This window comes from Helicobacter sp. MIT 99-5507 (assembly GCF_003364295.1).
Taxonomy (GTDB): domain Bacteria; phylum Campylobacterota; class Campylobacteria; order Campylobacterales; family Helicobacteraceae; genus NHYM01.
Genome location: NZ_NXLO01000001.1, coordinates 1 through 17,605, shown reverse-complemented (window position 1 = coordinate 17,605; position 17,605 = coordinate 1). Strand labels below are relative to the sequence as shown.

The 17,605-nt window shown below is 29.3% G+C and carries 15 protein-coding genes; 8 read left to right on the top strand and 7 right to left on the bottom strand.

The window, feature by feature from the left end:
- Positions 1-25: 25 nt before the first annotated feature.
- Positions 26-937 carry a cysteine synthase A gene (cysK, locus tag CQA42_RS00075; protein ID WP_115582680.1) on the bottom strand — a complete coding sequence of 304 codons (912 nt, stop codon included), beginning with the start codon at positions 935-937 and terminating at the stop codon, positions 26-28.
- A 94-nt stretch (positions 938-1,031) separates the two neighbouring features.
- Here cysK and acnB point away from each other — a divergent pair, with 94 nt between their 5' ends.
- The 4 genes from acnB (at position 1,032) to CQA42_RS00055 (ending at position 6,731) form a co-directional block, all read left to right on the top strand.
- Positions 1,032-3,563 carry a bifunctional aconitate hydratase 2/2-methylisocitrate dehydratase gene (acnB, locus tag CQA42_RS00070; RefSeq protein ID WP_115582679.1) on the top strand — a complete coding sequence of 844 codons (2,532 nt, stop codon included), beginning with the start codon at positions 1,032-1,034 and terminating at the stop codon, positions 3,561-3,563.
- A 70-nt stretch (positions 3,564-3,633) separates the two neighbouring features.
- Positions 3,634-4,746: a GGDEF domain-containing protein gene (locus CQA42_RS00065; RefSeq protein ID WP_115582678.1), complete on the top strand. Its 1,113-nt coding sequence runs from the start codon at positions 3,634-3,636 to the stop codon at positions 4,744-4,746.
- A gap of 57 nt (positions 4,747-4,803) precedes the next feature.
- The gene (locus CQA42_RS00060; RefSeq protein WP_115582677.1) at positions 4,804-5,799 is read left to right on the top strand and encodes a hypothetical protein; all 996 of its coding nucleotides are present in this window, start codon (positions 4,804-4,806) and stop codon (positions 5,797-5,799) included.
- The gene (locus tag CQA42_RS00055; protein WP_115582676.1) at positions 5,784-6,731 is read left to right on the top strand and encodes a hypothetical protein; all 948 of its coding nucleotides are present in this window, start codon (positions 5,784-5,786) and stop codon (positions 6,729-6,731) included. The genes CQA42_RS00060 and CQA42_RS00055 overlap by 16 nt, the downstream gene beginning before the upstream one ends.
- A 61-nt stretch (positions 6,732-6,792) precedes the next feature.
- Here the strand turns inward: CQA42_RS00055 and CQA42_RS00050 are convergent, their stop codons facing one another.
- The 3 genes from CQA42_RS00050 to CQA42_RS00040 form a co-directional block, all read right to left on the bottom strand.
- Positions 6,793-8,574: a pyruvate/oxaloacetate carboxyltransferase gene (locus tag CQA42_RS00050; RefSeq protein WP_115582675.1), complete on the bottom strand. Its 1,782-nt coding sequence runs from the start codon at positions 8,572-8,574 to the stop codon at positions 6,793-6,795.
- Between the two features lie 21 nt (positions 8,575-8,595).
- A complete protein-coding gene (locus tag CQA42_RS00045; RefSeq protein ID WP_181881429.1) occupies positions 8,596-9,819 on the bottom strand; it encodes an ankyrin repeat domain-containing protein in 1,224 nt (407 codons plus the stop codon).
- Between the two features lie 86 nt (positions 9,820-9,905).
- The gene (locus CQA42_RS00040) at positions 9,906-11,219 is read right to left on the bottom strand and encodes an MATE family efflux transporter (RefSeq protein WP_115582673.1); all 1,314 of its coding nucleotides are present in this window, start codon (positions 11,217-11,219) and stop codon (positions 9,906-9,908) included.
- Between the two features lie 133 nt (positions 11,220-11,352).
- Between CQA42_RS00040 and CQA42_RS00035 the strand changes: the two genes are divergently transcribed.
- Positions 11,353-12,183, top strand: a complete 831-nt coding sequence (locus CQA42_RS00035; protein ID WP_115582672.1) for a glycosyltransferase family 2 protein — start codon at positions 11,353-11,355, stop codon at positions 12,181-12,183.
- An 84-nt stretch (positions 12,184-12,267) separates the two neighbouring features.
- Positions 12,268-13,479 carry a glycosyltransferase gene (locus CQA42_RS00030; protein WP_115582671.1) on the top strand — a complete coding sequence of 404 codons (1,212 nt, stop codon included), beginning with the start codon at positions 12,268-12,270 and terminating at the stop codon, positions 13,477-13,479.
- 36 nt (positions 13,480-13,515) lie between these two features.
- Here the strand turns inward: CQA42_RS00030 and CQA42_RS00025 are convergent, their stop codons facing one another.
- Positions 13,516-13,845: a YnfA family protein gene (locus tag CQA42_RS00025; RefSeq protein WP_115582670.1), complete on the bottom strand. Its 330-nt coding sequence runs from the start codon at positions 13,843-13,845 to the stop codon at positions 13,516-13,518.
- A 61-nt stretch (positions 13,846-13,906) separates the two neighbouring features.
- Positions 13,907-14,389, bottom strand: coding sequence for an ankyrin repeat domain-containing protein (locus CQA42_RS00020; RefSeq protein ID WP_147289249.1), 483 nt, complete (start codon positions 14,387-14,389; stop codon positions 13,907-13,909).
- A 145-nt stretch (positions 14,390-14,534) separates the two neighbouring features.
- On the opposite strand from CQA42_RS00020, the gene CQA42_RS00015 reads away from it, so the two are divergent.
- A complete protein-coding gene (locus CQA42_RS00015; RefSeq protein ID WP_115582668.1) occupies positions 14,535-15,971 on the top strand; it encodes a catalase in 1,437 nt (478 codons plus the stop codon).
- Positions 15,972-16,080: 109 nt separating this feature from the next.
- Here CQA42_RS00015 and CQA42_RS00010 read toward each other — a convergent pair whose 3' ends face one another.
- Positions 16,081-17,010, bottom strand: a complete 930-nt coding sequence (locus CQA42_RS00010; protein WP_258865508.1) for an alpha-1,2-fucosyltransferase — start codon at positions 17,008-17,010, stop codon at positions 16,081-16,083.
- 113 nt (positions 17,011-17,123) lie between these two features.
- Between CQA42_RS00010 and CQA42_RS00005 the strand changes: the two genes are divergently transcribed.
- A partial coding sequence (locus CQA42_RS00005; RefSeq protein ID WP_147289237.1) for a hypothetical protein occupies positions 17,124-17,605 on the top strand: 482 nt, incomplete at its 3' end.

Below are 17,605 nucleotides of genomic sequence, written 5' to 3'. Positions count from 1 at the left end.
CTATATAGATTATACAAAAATTATATTACAAAAATAGCTCTGTGCTTAAATATCGCTCGCCTGTATCATTTAGCATAGTTAAAATATTTTTATTTGGATATTTTTTTGCTAATTGTTTTGCTACATAAAAATTCGCACCAGATGAGATTCCAACAAGTAATCCCTCTTTTGCTGCCAATTCTCTAGCACAATCATAAGCATTATTTACATCTACTTTTATTACATCATTATATATTTTTGTATTTAGTGTATTTGGGATAAATCCAGCTCCAATTCCTTGAATCTTATGCGCTCCAGGATTTCCACCACTTAAAACAGGGCTTTCTTGTGGTTCTATTGCAAAAATCTCTAAAGTTGGATATTTTTGTTTTAATACCTCACCAACACCACTAATACTTCCACCTGTGCCAACTCCTGCGACAAATATATCGATATTTGTATCACCAAAAGATTCTATTATCTCTTTTGCAGTAGTCTCTTTGTGAATTTTTGGATTTGCTTTATTTGAAAACTGATCCAAAATCACACTATTTGGTATTTCTTTTTTTAGCTCATTTGCTCTTTCAATTGCACCTTTCATTCCTTTTTCTTTTGGAGTTAGCTCCAATTTCGCACCAAAAATACTAATAATTTTCCTTCTTTCTATACTCATAGATTCTGGCATTGTTATAATTAGCTTGATACCTAAAGTCGCACAAACACTAGCTAGTCCAACACCTGCATTTCCACTTGTTGGTTCTATTATTGTGCTATCTTTTGTAATCAATCCTGTATCTAATGCATCTTTTATCATAGCATAAGCTATTCTATCTTTTATAGAACCACTTGGATTCATAAATTCACATTTTACATATATATTTGCTTGTGTATTTATATTGTTGATTTTTAAAATCGGAGTATTGCCTATTAATTCAGTTACATTTTGAAAAATTTTCATATATATCCTTTAATAAATTTTTTTGTAAAGGTTTATATTGTAACATAAACAAGTAAAACAGAGATTACAATTAAGTTAAAAGCAGGAGAAATAAATGGATTTTAAAAACAATTATGCAAAACAAATTGAAATAAGAGCAAAAGACAATGTCCCGCCATTGCCACTTAATGTAGAAGATACAAAAAGCGTTATTGAATTACTAAAGAAAAATCAAGATATAGATTTTGCAAAAGATTTGCTTTTAAATAGAGTATCACCAGGTGTTGATGATAGTGCAAAAATAAAAGCTGAATTTTTAGGAGACATCATAAAAGACAAAATAAAAGTAGAATCTATTTGTAAAAAAGAAGCAATAAAGATTCTAGGGACTATGGTTGGAGGATACAATATAGAGCCTTTAATTTATGCTTTGAAAAATGATGAATTAGCACAAGATTCTGCAAATGTATTAAAACATTTAATATTTGTGTATGATAATTTTGATACGATAGCCACACTAAGTAAAAGTAATAAATTTGCAAAAGAAATCATAGAATCTTGGGCAAATGCAGAATGGTTTTTGAGTAAAAAACCACTAGATAAAAAAATAGAAGTATCAGTTTTAAAAATTGATGGTGAAACAAATACAGATGATTTAAGCCCTGCTAGTGATGCTTTTACAAGAAGTGATATACCACTTCATGCACAAGCCATGCTAAAAAATAGAATACAAAATTCAAAAGAAAGATTAGATTCTATTAAGAAAAAAGGCAAAGTTGCATATGTAGGCGATGTAGTAGGCACAGGAAGCTCAAGAAAATCTGCTTGTAATTCTATAATGTGGCATTTTGGCGATGAGATACCATTTATTCCAAATAAAAAAAGCGGTGGTGTTGTGATAGGAAATGTTATAGCACCAATATTTTTTAATACTGCCCAAGATAGCGGTTGTTTGCCAATAATAACTGATGTATCACAAATGCAAGAAGGTGATACAATAGAAATATATCCTTATGATGGGATTATCAAAAAAGATAACAAAGAGATTGCAAAATTTACACTAATGCCTGTAACAATATTTGATGAAATGCGCGCAGGCGGTAGGATAAATCTAATCATTGGTAGAAAACTAACTGCAAAAGCTAGAGCATTTTTAGGATTAGCTCCTGAAGAAATATTTAAAAAACCAACTCCACCAAAAGAATCAAACAAAGGTTACACTCTAGCACAAAAAATTATTGGTCGTGCATGTGGAAAAGAAGGTGTAAGAGCAGGTGAATACTGCGAACCAATGACAACAACAGTTGGCTCACAAGATACAACGGGAGCAATGACAAGAGATGAAATAAAAGAAATGGCAGCATTAAAATTTTTAAGCCCATTTGTTATGCAAAGTTTTTGTCATACTGCTGCATATCCAAAATCAGCAGATGTTTCACTTCAAGCTACATTGCCTGATTTTATCACAAATAGAGGTGGAGTGGCACTTAGACCAAAAGATGGTGTAATACACTCTTGGCTTAATAGATTTGTATTACCAGATACACTTGGCACAGGTGGAGATTCTCATACTAGATTCCCAATAGGCATTAGTTTTCCAGCAGGTAGTGGATTGGTAGCATTCGCAGCAGTAAATGGAATAATGCCACTTGATGTGCCTAAATCAGTCCTAATAAGATTCAAAGGAGAGATAAACAAAGGTATTACATTAAGAGATTTAGTAAATGCTATACCATATTTTGCTATCAAAAAAGGATTATTGAGCGTAGAGAAAAAAAATAAGAAAAATATTTTTAATGGCAAAATCTTAGAAATAGAAGGATTGCCAAATCTAAAAGTAGAACAAGCATTTGAATTAAGCGATGCTAGTGCTGAGCGAAGTGCTGCTGCTTGTAGCGTGAGACTTAACAAAGAGCCAATCATTGAATATTTAAAATCAAATATTGCATTAATTGAGGCGATGATAAAAGATGGATATAAAGATGTAGCAACATTAAGAAAAAGAGCAAAAAAGATGCAAGAATGGATTGATAATCCAATTTTATTAGAGCCAGATTCTGATGCAGAATACGAAGAAATCATAGAAATAAATCTAAATGAAATAACAGAGCCAATTCTTGCTTGTCCAAATGATCCTGATGATGTAGCAACATTAAGCGAAATACTAGCATCAAATGAGAGAATAAAGAAAATTGATGAAATATTTCTTGGTAGTTGCATGACAAATATAGGATTATTTAGAGCATTTGGTGAAATAATAAACAATGAAGGGCAGTTACCTACTAGAATCTGGATAGCACCACCTACAAAAATGGATGAAAAGCAACTAACAAAAGAAGGTTATTTTGCGATATTTGGTGCAGCAGGAGCTAGGATAGAGGCTCCGGGTTGTAGCCTATGTATGGGAAATCAAGCAAGAGTAAAAGATAATGCAGCAGTATTTTCTACAAGCACAAGAAATTTTGATAATAGAATGGGTAAAGGTGCAAAAGTATATTTAGGTAGTGCTGAGCTAGCAGCAGTATGTGCAATACTAGGTAAAATACCTACGAAAGATGAATATTTGGATATTGTTGATAAAAAATTAAAAAATAATAGTATTTATTCATATCTAAACTTTAATCTTATAGACAATTTTACTTTATGATTGCGTTATAATATATTTTTTAAATTGTTTATACACTAAAGATATTGTGCTTTAGTATGGAGGGTAAGCGGTGCTTATATTTCAATGGAATGAAAACTATGAAACTAATATAGATTTAATTGATAACCAACATAAGAATTTGGTGAATTTGATTAATGATTTTGGGACAAGCATTCAGGAAAATAATAAGTTATCTCAAGAAGAATTAAACGACATATTTAATAAAATCACTAAATATGCTGATGAGCATTTTAAAGATGAAGAAAAAGAGATGGAAAAAGCAAATGTAGATCCAAGGCATGCAAATTATCATAAAAGAGCTCATGAGATGTTTATAAAAGAGGGAACACAACTATTTGAAAATATACAAAATAATTTTATAAGCTATGAGGAATTATTTCACTTTTTATCAAATTGGCTCTTTATTCATATTCTTGGAACAGATAAAGTCCTAGCAAGACAAATCAAAGCAATACAAGAAGGTCAAGATCCAAAAACAGCATATGAAACTATTTATAATGATACAGAAAAAGACATAGGTCCATTATTGTTTGCTATAAATCAGCTATTTATGAGAACAATAAATATGAATAACAAACTAATAATGCTAAATAAATCCCTAGAAGAACGAGTAAAATTAAGAACAAAAGAATTAGAACAATCAAATAATATATTAAAAACTATGGCACTAACTGATAATTTAACAAAGTTAGGAAATAGAAGAGCTGCTTTGGCATATCTAAAAAATGAGTGGAAAAAAGTGCATGATAATAATACCACGATAACTTGTATTATGATAGATGCAGATAATTTTAAACATATAAATGATACAGAAGGGCATAAATCTGGAGATGAAATATTGCAGATAGTTGCAAATACTATAAAAAATGCAATTAGAAATGATGATTTTATATGTAGATTAGGTGGTGATGAATTTGTAATATTATCACATAGCACAAATCTATTACATACATTAAAACTCGCAGAACACATAAGAAAACAAGTAGAACAAATTAGATTAACCTTTACAAAACAATGTTTTAGCGCAAGTGTAAGTATTGGCGTAGCAGCAAGAGATGATACAATGCAAAATTATATAGATCTACTAAAAAAAGCTGATGAAGGATTATATATAGCAAAAAGAAATGGTAGAAATCGTGTAGGATGTGCTCAGCAAAATTAAATAAAAAATTTATATCAAATATCAAGGATATAAGGTAAATTCTTATCAAGGCATATTATGAAAATATCAAATCTAAATAGTATCTTTAATTTCAGCAGTTTGATAAAAATAACAACTCTTTCTTTTACATTAAATCCTTTAGCAGCAGCAAATAATAGCACAGATATTAGCACACTTCCAAATTGCAGTGGTGATACTTGCACAATAAATGCTGATGTAAATGATGGTATAGATATAAATAAATCCTACACAACTATTATAAATAATGCAACAATAAATCCTACAACAAGCACAGGATATGATGCTTTTGATATTAAAACTAATGTAACTATTACAACCTTGATAAATAATGGCAATATCAATGGATATATAAGCTTAAGTGATAGTAACACAAAAATAACTACACTAACAAATAATGGCAATATACAAGGAATAAAACAAAGTAGCGGTGGAAATTCAGAAATAGGACTACTAAATAACTACGGTAATATTTATCTTGTAAATCAAGTGCAATGTAGCGGTAGTGGTAGTGGTAATTATGCAACTTTTTGTGGTACTAATGGAGCCAATAGCATAAAAGCAACTTTGGGAAATTATCATCTACATATAAATCAAGATTCTAATACTTTTAATAGCTTTAATGGTTATTCTACTTGGAGTAATGATACTTCTCATTTAGTAATTTATACAAATGGAAGCAGCAATCATTATATAACCATAAATAAAGATTCTAAATTTATCCTAAGTGTTGGTAGCAGTTTTAATCTAAACAATAATTATTCTATAGATAAACTCATCACAAAACAAGATGGTAATAAATATGATTTGACATACAAAGATGGTGGCAGTGTGTCAGACTTGTTTTCACATCTTAGCACTCAAAGCCCAATATATTATTTAGAACGAAATGGAACTTATTTTAGAATCGGAGTTGATACAAGCTCAAGTGTAGGAAATGCAATCTATAAAAGCAATATTCAATCTATAAATAATCTATTGCAATCTGTATTTATTTTTACAAGCAATTCTATAAGTGGATGGGGGGGGGTATAGGTAAATCCACTCTTTCATCTAATAATGCAGATAATTCATATCTAGCAGTAGATTTTAGAGAATATGAAAGATTCTATTATAAAAATGAAAGAGAGAATCTTAGATTAAAACTATCACAAACAAGACAAAATAGTAGAGCTAGAACCCAAAATAATAATACAGCTAATAATTTCTTTTTTACTCCATTTATTTCACACAATATACTTACACAAAATAATGGATTTGGGCTAAGTGGTTTTAATTATGGATTTGTAAGCGGATTGAACTTTGGTGTAGATTCTAATAATACACTTGGAATCCATACAGCCTTTAGCTATGGAAATTTAAGTGGCAAAAAAGATGCATTTGAGACAGACATATCTACAATAACAACACTGCTAGGATTGCATTATAAGCTAGATATGGTATATGGACTTTATTTTAAGATATTTGGAGATGTATTTTATTTATTAAATAAAGCTGCATTAAACAATCAAGAACAAAGTCCAAATTCACTTGGTTTTGGTGCAAATGCATATCTTGGAAAAACCTTTAATTTTGATAATGCAGGCAATCTAAACTTGGAGCTTGGTATAAATACTACAGGATTGCAAAATAATGAGATTAATTTCACAAATGAAATATATATGAAAAATTTTATCATGTTAGTTTATAGTGATATCTATCTTTTTTATAATAAAATATTTGCTAGCAGATTTGGAGTAAATGCTGGAATTGGCACAAAATATCTATTTACAAAACCACAAGCAAAAATTATTATAGGTGGATATGATACTTTTGATATTGGCGCAGATACGATTCTAGGATATTTAAGACTTGGAATAGATTGGTATATAAATAACACTATTAGTTTGAATTTGGATTATATAGGAAGCTTTGGCGATAAATCAATAAGTAACACAGGTATGTTTAATATAAAGGTTATGTGGTAATTTAGCTCTTATAAGATTTATATATCTCGCTTAATGGGATAATAATAAATCTTAGAAAGCTTTATTGGATTAGCATAATTGGTTTATCATTTGATATTTGTGAATTAATATCCACATATATTTCTTTTACTACTCCATTGATATTTGATATTACTTCATTTTCCATTTTCATAGCTTCTATTATCGCTACTACATCACCTTTTTTTACTTTATCACCTATGGAATAATTTATTTTTATAATTCTACCTGGCATACTTGGGATTATATGTCCTGACTGCAAAGATATATTTGCTTTAGATGTTGTATTAGATATTGCAGTATCAATACTTTGTTCAACAAATACTTCTTTTAACTCACCATCAAGTCTAACAAAAAATGGCTTAATTCCATTATTTGTAATACCGCTACCTTCTATTTTAATATTATATTGTTCGCCATTAACAGTGATATTGAAATCTTTATTTAATTTCTCATTAATATTTTCAAAACTCTCTATACTCTCTGGTTTAAGATTGTTTGAATTTCGCTCTATTAAAAATTCTTTTGCTACATTATCAAACATCGCATAAGAAATCACATCTGTTGGACTAAAAGCAAAATCTTTACTCTCCTCTCTTGCGATTTTTAACTCATCTTTTAATAAATCTGCTGGTCGCACTTCTATAAATTCTTCGCCAATTTCTTTTAGCTTAGAAATTATTTCATTACTAATTTTTGCTGGAGTTTTTCCATAAAATCCTCTAGCTAGATTCTTTGCTTCTTTACTTATAGATTTATATCGCTCGCCAGAAAGCACATTTAACACAGCTTGTGTGCCAATAATCTGTGAGCTTGGCGTAACAAGCGGTGGATACCCAAAATCTGCTCTAACATTTGGAATCTCCTCCATCACTTCATCCATTCGTGAAAGTGCATTTTGCTCTTTTAGCTGATTTGCCATATTTGAAATCATTCCACCAGGTATTTGATTTACAAGCACTCTAGTATCAATCAAACTATATGAAGATTCATATTTTTTATATTTTTTACGAACACGTCTTAATACTTCTGCTGCTTGCTCCATCTTTTTTATATCTAGCTTTGTATCCCATTTTGTCCCCTTTAGGGTTGCTACCATTGATTGAGTACAAGGATGAGAAGTGCCGCTAGCAAGTGCTGAATTGCTAAGATCTAATATATCAGCTCCAGCCTCAACAGCTTTTAAATGTGAGGCAAATCCAAATCCAGCAGTGCTATGAGTATGAAATACAATAGGAACATCAAGACAATCTTTTAGTGCGGATACAAGCTCATAAGCATTAAATGGTGTAATAAGTCCTGCCATATCCTTTATAACAATACTATCACTTCCCATGCTAACTAGCTCTTTTGCATATTCTACAAATCCTTTTATAGTATGCACAGGAGAGGTCGTATAGCTAATTGCACCTTGAACAATCTTGCCTTGCTTTTTTACTTCATATATTGCTGTTTTTAGATTTTTAGAATCATTTAATGCATCAAAGATTCTAAAAATATCTATTCCACCATCGCTTGATAATTTGATAAATTCTTTTACAACATCATCTGCATAATGCCTATAACCAACAAGATTTTGACCACGAAGAAGCATTTGAAGTGGAGTTTTTTTAAATATACCTTTTAGAATCTTTAGTCTCTCAAATGGATCTTCTTTTAAAAACCTAAGGCAAGTATCATAAGTAGCCCCACCCCAAACTTCTACACTATAAAAACCAATATCTTCAAATATCTTTGCAGCTTCTATTAAATCCTCTGTCCTCACTCTAGTTGCAAGCAAAGATTGATGTCCATCACGCAGTGAATTTTCTGTTATTTTTATCATTTTATTCTCCTATCTTAGCCATCAATAAAAATTTCCTCTTTCTATCTTTTTGCGATTTAATTCTTCTAATTTATGAGCCTCTCTCTTTAAAAATTGTGCTATATCTTTATTATTATTTAAAAGTGCTACACTTAGTGCATTATTACCAAGACTATCAACTGCATTAATATCAGCGCCATGCTCTAAAAGATAATAAACAACATCTATGTTTCCGCTATTTACAGCTTTCATTAATACTGTTGTATGGTTATAATCCCTAGCATTAACAAAAGCATTATTTTTAATTAGAAACTTTACAACATCTAAATGCCCTTCACCAGCTGCGAGCATAAGTGCCGAACAACCATCATTATCAATATCATCAATATTAGCACCATACTGCAATAATAATTTAACAATATCCAAATGTCCTTTTTCAGCAGCCCAAATAAATGCGTTCCAAACATCATTTAATCGCGGAACGATGCTTGCACCAGAATCTAATAAAAACTTTACAACATCTAAATGCCCTTTAAATGAAGCACTCATTAATGCAGTATATCCATCATTTTTAGTTGCATTTACATCAGCACCAGAATCTAATAAAAACTTTACAACATCTAAATGCCCTTTAAATGAAGCACTCATTAATGCAGTATATCCATCATTTCTAGTTGCATTTATATCAATCCCACTACTAACTAAATATTTAATAATATCAATATGGTTAAACGAACTAGCCCACATGAGTGAATTCCAAGAATTTTCATCAGCAGCATTTATATCAGCACCATTTTTATGCAAACACTTTACTATAGCAAGATGATTAAATGAACTAGCAAGCATAAGTGCAGTAGTGCCATCATCTCTTTTTGCATTTACATCAGCACCATTTTCAATAAGTAACTTAACAATATCTAAATACCCTTCACTAGCAGCACCCATTAATGCACTCCAGCCATATTTATCTTGTTTATTTACATCTATATTGAAATCAAGCAATCTCTCTACAACAGCTATATTGCCACCAAGTGCAGCAAACATTAAAACAGAATAGCCATTATTTGCTAGAAAATTTATATCTGCATTATTTTCTAGTAGTAAATTGACCATATTTAAATTGCCACCCTTAGCAGCCCACATCAATGCAGTGCAGCCATCATTATCACAACAATCAACATTAATACCACCATCTAAAAGGTATTTTACAATAGATGGTTTATCATCATTAACAGCCTTAATGAAATCTTGCCCTAAAGCTCCCAAATCTTCATCTCCAAAATAATGAATTTACATAACGATTATAGCTTATTAAAGCATAATCCATATATAAATATTTAAGTATTTTTACACTATACCAATGCTTTATTTTGCCATTTACGAGACTTCCATCTATAAGCATTGCATAGTCCTCTAAGCCACTCATCAGAACAGAATCCTATCCAAACACCAATAATTCCAAGATTAAAATTAAAACACAATATATAACCAACAGGAAGACTAACGCCAAGCATGAAAATTATACCTGTTATAAAAGGAAATTTTGCATCACCACTTGCACGAAGTGAATTTACCATGACAATATTAAATGTCCTTCCTAACTCTAAAATAATTGAAATAGTAAACAATGGAAGCATTATTTCTCTAAAAATAGATTCTATTCCAAGTCTATCCATAATAAACTCTTTACCAAAAAACACACTCAATACTACACACAAAGTAACAATGAGGCTAAAATATAGAGCTACCCAAGTATGTTTATATGCAACATTTGAAAACTTAGCACCAACTAATTTTCCTATGATAATTTCATTTGCAAGACTTATTGCTTGACCTGTAAGCATTATAAACATTGAGATTTGAAAGTAAATTGTTTGCACACTTGCATTTTCTTCACCAAGAGTATATACAAAAGACAAAGCTATCATATATTGAATAATCCAGATTAGATTCTCTCCTGCAGAAAATGAGCCGATATTTAGAATCTTTTTTAAAACACTCTTTTGAAGATTAAATAATTGGCTAAATATGATTTTTATATGCAATTTAAAATAAAGCACAAGTAATAAAATAAAAATAGCACCAATCCTACCTATAATAGTCGCAAGTCCTACTCCCCAAAGCTCCCAATCTGTGTGATTTAATGTATAATAATTTAGTCCAACTGATATGAAATTCATCACAAGTGAAGTAAGTGCTACAAAATAGGCTAGATTATAAATCCTAACAATAGCAGCAAGCACTATACCTATAGAATCAAAAAATAAGCAGATTCCAAGCATATGCAAATAAATAGAAGCTTGTTCAAATTGTCCTTTTGGGACATTTAATACTGATAGTAAAATATCTCCAAATAACACGATAAGCAAAGCGCATGCAAATCCAAGAAGCGCATTTAAAAATAAACTTTGATGAATTGCTTTATTTACTAAGACATAATCCCTAGCACCAAGAGCTTGAGCCATAACCACACTACAACCAACACTAAGAAAACTAAATATTGTAATAAACAAATCTAATATTTGGTTACCTGCACCCATAGAACCCACTAAATAAGCTGAATGTTTAGAAACCATGTAGGTATTTACCATAAGTGAGAGATATCGCAAAAACATCTCTAAAAAAATTGGCACAGCAAGAGCTTTTAATGATAATTGTTTTGACATTAAATCTCCTAGGGAATTGTAAACATTGTAAATATGAAAGATAAGAGCAGATTGTATCTTAATTAAGATAAATAAAATATAAATTTATGCTAATATTTGTAATCTATTTTTAGTTTTTTTGGGGTATTAGGGGTTGGATTTTATTAATTATAAAATATCAGTTATTACTGCTACATTTAATTCACAAGCTACAATTAAGCAGACGCTAGATTCTGTCTCTAGTCAAAACTATTTAAATATAGAGCATATTATAGTAGATGGAAAAAGCAATGATAATACTCTTAAAATAATAGAATCTTACAAACCAATATATGAAGCAAAAAATATAAAACTAATAATATCAAGCAAAAAAGATTTAGGAATATATGATGCATTTAATAGAGGTATTGAGCTATCTAGCGGTGATTTGATAGGATTTCTAAATTCTGATGATTTTTTTTCAAACAATAATATTTTAAGCATAATAAATTGGGCATTTAACAAACCTGGAAATAAAAAAGTAGAAACTATTAGTGCTAATTTGGAATATATAGATTCTAGATATCAAATAATAAGAAAATTGCAAGGACGAAATATTAGTAAAAAAGATTTTAAAAAAGGATTCCATCCTGCACACCCAACATTTTATGCAAGAAAAGAGATATTTAATAAATATGGTAAATTTGACTTATCATATAAAATAGCTGGGGATTATGAGCTAATGCTTAGACTTCTTGTAAAACATAATATAAATAATCTTTACATAAATGATAATTTTGTAAAAATGAAAATAGGTGGCGTATCAAATCAAAACTTAAAAAATATCTATGAAGCAAATGTAGAATGTTTTAGGGCTTGGAAAGAAAATCATTTAGCCATTTCTCCGCTATTTATTTTCATTAAACCACTTAAAAAAATAAAAGAAATTAATTTTATAAAATATATAAAATATATGATTTCTAAAACTGAGGGGGGGGGCAGCTAGTTATCTACTAATCCTATTAAACCATCTTTACTTATACAAAACTAATCAAAAACCTCTCAAAACCTTAAATTTTGGAATCTGGCAATGAAGCTAAGATTCTATCTGCTTGGTAAAATAGATTCTAAAAATCCAAGTGCAATTCCAAAACAGCAAATTCAAAAATGGCATAATGAAGGCATCATAACATATTTAGGTGAAAATAGCGATGTAAGAGAATTTATAAAATATGCTGATTGTATCGTGCTTCCAAGTTATTATAAAGAGGGGATTCCTAGGGTGTTATTAGAATCTTTAGCTCTAAAAACACCAATTATTACAACAATAAACAATGGCTGTAAAGAATTAGTAAAAATAAATAATATAGATAATGATGATATAAACATCGGTAGTAATGGGATTTTAATCAAACCAAAAGATGAAAGATTATTATATAAAGCTATGATAAAATTTAGCACTCTAGATAGAAATGCCCTTGCTTTAAATGCCTTAATAGAATCTAAAAAATATGATATAAAAATAATAAATGAGATTTATAAAAACAGAATCTTAGATAAATACCTATGTAATTTAAAAAATAAAAATATTATTTTTGTGTCAAATTCATGTTTTGGGATGTTTAATTTTAGATTAAAAACTCTGCAATTTATACGAGATTTAGGATTTGATATCCACATAATCGCACCATTTGATAATACGACAAAATATCTAATTGATAATAATTTTAAATGTTATGATATTTTTATTGACCCAAAAAGTTTAAATCCACTAAAAGAATTAAGATTTATAAGAGAATTAAAAAATCATATCATAAAAATAAATCCAAGCATTGTCATAAATTACACAATAAAGCCAATTATTTATAGCTCATTTATAACAAATAGATTAAAAATTCCAAATATTGCAATCACAACTGGACTTGGATATGTATTTATCCCAAAAGGCATAATAAAATCTATATTTAAAAGATTTGTAGTAAAACTATATAAAATCGCACTAAAAGATACAAAAGAAGTTTGGTTTTTAAATAAAGATGATAGAGATGAATTTATCAATCTAAATATCATAGAATCTCACAAAGCTTTTATTCTACCAAGCGAAGGCATAGACTTAGAATATTTTAAGATAGATTTTATAAAAAATACAGATTTTAAACCAAATAATAAAGCCCAAGAAGAATATTTAAAAAATCTACCACAAGATGATGAAATAAGATTCTTACTTATTGCAAGAATGCTTTATGACAAAGGCGTATATGAGTTTTACAAAGCAGCAAAAATTTATAGCTCTAAAAGATAAAGAAATTTAGCTTTTAAATAAACATTATTAAAATATTCAAATATTTTTTGCACCAAAAAGAATAATACATACGCCAATAAATACGCATAAACTTCCCAATATATCATAATAAGTTAAACTTTGTTTTTCTATGATATATAGCCATAACAATGATGAAGCAATATAGATTCCACCATAAATAGCATAGGCTCGCCCTGCAAATGCAAGCTCTACTTTTGTCAAAAGATAAGCAAATATAATTACACAAATAATTCCAAGAATAAGCCATAGATATGTTTTATTTGCTTTAAATACAAGCCAAAAGCTAAAACAACCAAGAATCTCAAAAAATGCTGCTACAAAAAAAATAAAAATATCTCTTAACATAAATATTCCTTTATATTGCAAAATTGTATAAAAGATTTTGCAATCAAAGCTATAAAAATTATTAAGATTTAGGCTTGATAAATTTATGCATTATAAAAAAACCAATTTTTTGTAAAAATGATAATTTTTTATCTGTGTGTTTTAGTAACAAATCTAAAATTTCTTTTCGTCTAAACATAATTGCACAATTTATCGGTGTAAGCCCCATACCATTATCTTCATTTGGATTTGCACCATATTTTAATAACAACTTTGTCATATCAATATATCCTTTAAAAACCACGCCAGCAAGTGGAGTTTGTGCTTTGTCATTTTTTTTATCAACCGATGCACCATTTTTTAGCAATAATTCTGCTACATCAAGTGAGTTATTATAAGCAGCAAGCATAAGTAGTGTATTTCCTTTATGATTTGCTAGATCGACATTTAACCCATATTGAATCAAAGTACTTATTGAAGCAATATCATTTTCTCTTGCAAAATCAAAGGCAAGAGCGCATAATTCTTCTAATTTTTGCTCTTCTTCTGCATTAATTTTCATAATCAATTCCTTATTTATTATATTGTTTAGATTCTACATACTAAAATAATTTTATTCAATAAATAGAAATTATTAGTTAATAATTTTTATTTATTATGAAAATTATGTAATAATTATAACTTCATAATCACAAAATAAAGGAGAATGAATGAGTAAAAAATTTACTACAGCAACAGGCACGCCAATAGGTGATAATCAAAATTCAATTACAGCAGGCAAAAGAGGACCAACACTTATTCAAGATACTTGGCTTTTAGAAAAATTAGCACATTTTGATAGAGAACGGATTCCAGAACGCGTTGTACATGCAAAAGGAAGCGGTGCATATGGAGAACTTACAATTACAAATGATATTACACAATATTCAAAAGCAGATATTTTTAATAAAGTTGGCAAAAAAACAAAAGTATTTTTGAGGTTTTCAACAGTTGCAGGTGAAAGAGGAGCAGCTGATGCAGAAAGAGATGTAAGAGGCTTTGCACTTAAATTTTACACAAATGAAGGAAACTGGGATTTAGTTGGTAATAATACACCAGTATTTTTTATAAAAGATGCTGTTAAATTCCCTGATTTTATCCACACTCAAAAAAGAGATCCAAAGACAAACTTAAGATCTGCTACTGCTGCGTGGGATTTTTGGAGCTTACATCCTGAATCACTTCATCAAGTAACAATTCTTCATAGTGATAGAGGAATCCCAAGAAGTTATAGAGAAATGCATGGATTTGGAAGTCATACTTATAGCTTCATCAATGCAAAAAACGAGAGATTCTGGGTGAAATTCCACTTCAAATCAATGCAAGGAATTCATAATCTAACAAATAGAGAAGCTGAAGCGATTGTCGCAAAAGATAGAGAATCTCATCAAAAAGATTTGTTTGACAATATAGAAAAAGGTAATTTTCCAAAATGGAGATTCTGCATTCAAGTTATGCCTGAAAAAGACGCAGAAACTTATCGCTTCAATCCATTTGATTTGACAAAAATATGGAGTCACAAAGATTATCCACTTATTGAAGTTGGAATCTTAGAACTAAATAAAAATCCAGAAAATTATTTTGCAGAAGTAGAACAAGCAGCATTCAATCCAGCAAATATCGTGCCAGGTATTGGATATAGCCCTGATAAAATGCTTCAAGGAAGGCTATTTAGCTATGGTGATACACAAAGATATAGACTTGGCATAAATCACTCTTTATTGCCTGTAAATGCTAGCATAGCGCCTGTAAGTAATACACATAGAGATGGATTTATGCAAATGGGTAAATTTGGCGGAGAGAGAAATTATAATCCAAGCTATTATGATGATTATACAGAGGATACAAATGCTATTGAGCCACCATTGCATATAAAAGATGGTGATACTATGGATAGATATAATCATAGAGAATACGAAGATAATTATTTCGTGCAAGCAGGAGATTTATATCGTCTTATGAGTGCAGAGCAAAAAGAAGTACTTTGCCAAAATATAAAAGAATCAATGGAAGGTGTGCCAGTTGAAATAAAAAAACGCCAACTAGAGCATTTCAAAAAAGCTGATGAAAATTATGGCAAAAGAGTAGCAGAACTATTAGGATTATAAAGCTAAAAAGGTGGAATCCCACCTTTTTAAGCAATTTGCAAACATGCAAATATTTTAGATAAAACTCTAAGATTTGAAATAATAAAGATTCCATAGATTCTGCAAAATATTATTTCTTTTCCACCCCCCCCCATAAATGATTGATGATAATCCAATCTTTTGGAAAAAAATCTTTATTTCTATCATATGCAAATCTATCTGGAGTAATTACAATCTTATTTTTATTTGTATTTAACAAAGCTGCCCAAAATGAAAAAGTAGAATTAGCAATTATTTGATGATTACAACAGCTCATAAGATACATCTCAAAAGCTGGATTATTATCTTGTATATCAACGATACTATATTTTATATCACTATTTAAATATCTAATAAAATCATTTTTTATAAAATCTATGTCATTACTAAAAATAAAATAATGACAATCTTTTAGCTTATTATTCATAAAATTAATCGCACTATTATAATATGTCCCACCAAGCTTTACATATCCATGTATATTGATATAATCACCTCTTCGTATATGCAAAGCTATAGAATCTTTAGTATTTTTTATAATCTCTAATATTTGTAAGTTTTTAGAATCTAAACTACCAATAAATTTTAGATCTAAATATACATCTTTAAAATACTCATAGCTTGTAAAATAACCACTAATATATGAATTATCTTTAATATCTAGCATATTTTTATCAAAAGCTTTTTTGGTATCTTCAATAGGCATATATTGATTTTTAATCAAATTCAAACCTTTATAAAAAGTCCTAAATGCAATAGCATTAAACACATATCTAAGTTTGGCATTACATGGCAGAATCTTTATCTTGTCAATGGTAGAAAAAGAGATAATTGGAATCTTGATATTAAATTCATTTAATAGCATTTCTCTTTTTTCTTTATTATCACAATCAAAGCCATATTTATCAAACCACGAAGAATCTAGCACTACTTCATAATTATATTTTTGTTTTAGATACATGCCATAGGCATACATGCATAGTTGATTGCCAAGTCCTCCCATAAGATTTACTACTACCATATAATATTTCCTTTAAGTATTTATAAACAAAAGTAATGATATTAATAAAAATATTAAAGTTAAATTTTGTTATATTTCATTTATAAAACTAAACCATTTAATAAGGAGTGCAAATGAAACTATTAAATTTATTTGGTATTTTATTAGTTTGTATAAACTATATCTGGGCTGCTGGTGGTGGTAGAGATGAAACTAGGGTATGTATAGATACATATAAAACTAATGATACTTCATACTATAATTGTATATGGCATGGTGATATAAACACCGTAATGGATAATAGTGGTAGTCAATTATCATTTAAACAAGATAAAATAAATGATGAAACATGTAAGACAATAGGATTTTATACTTGCACAGGGCAACCTAATGGCAACAATATTGGTAATGCTTATAATTTAAAAACTTATAAGGACAATAGCTGCACAAGACAGGGTGATACAAACAACAATTGGGCAGGTTGCTTTTATAAAAGCACTGGAGTTACACCTCCTGATAAACCAGAGAAACCTGAAAAACCAAAAGATTTAATCGTAGAAGAAATAAATAATATTTTTGGGACAGCAGCACCTGCAAATTTAGTCTATACAAAGGC

What these genes read in the sequence shown, in the direction of transcription:
- cysK (WP_115582680.1), bottom strand. Translation starts at nt 937, where the DNA reads ATGAAAATTTTTCAAAATGTAACTGAATTAATAGGCAATACTCCGATT.
- acnB (WP_115582679.1), top strand. Translation starts at nt 1,032, where the DNA reads ATGGATTTTAAAAACAATTATGCAAAACAAATTGAAATAAGAGCAAAA.
- CQA42_RS00060 (WP_115582677.1), top strand. Translation starts at nt 4,804, where the DNA reads ATGAAAATATCAAATCTAAATAGTATCTTTAATTTCAGCAGTTTGATA.
- CQA42_RS00055 (WP_115582676.1), top strand. Translation starts at nt 5,784, where the DNA reads ATGGGGGGGGGTATAGGTAAATCCACTCTTTCATCTAATAATGCAGAT.
- CQA42_RS00050 (WP_115582675.1), bottom strand. Translation starts at nt 8,574, where the DNA reads ATGATAAAAATAACAGAAAATTCACTGCGTGATGGACATCAATCTTTG.
- CQA42_RS00040 (WP_115582673.1), bottom strand. Translation starts at nt 11,219, where the DNA reads ATGTCAAAACAATTATCATTAAAAGCTCTTGCTGTGCCAATTTTTTTA.
- CQA42_RS00030 (WP_115582671.1), top strand. Translation starts at nt 12,268, where the DNA reads ATGAAGCTAAGATTCTATCTGCTTGGTAAAATAGATTCTAAAAATCCA.
- CQA42_RS00025 (WP_115582670.1), bottom strand. Translation starts at nt 13,845, where the DNA reads ATGTTAAGAGATATTTTTATTTTTTTTGTAGCAGCATTTTTTGAGATT.
- CQA42_RS00015 (WP_115582668.1), top strand. Translation starts at nt 14,535, where the DNA reads ATGAGTAAAAAATTTACTACAGCAACAGGCACGCCAATAGGTGATAAT.
- CQA42_RS00010 (WP_258865508.1), bottom strand. Translation starts at nt 17,010, where the DNA reads ATGGTAGTAGTAAATCTTATGGGAGGACTTGGCAATCAACTATGCATG.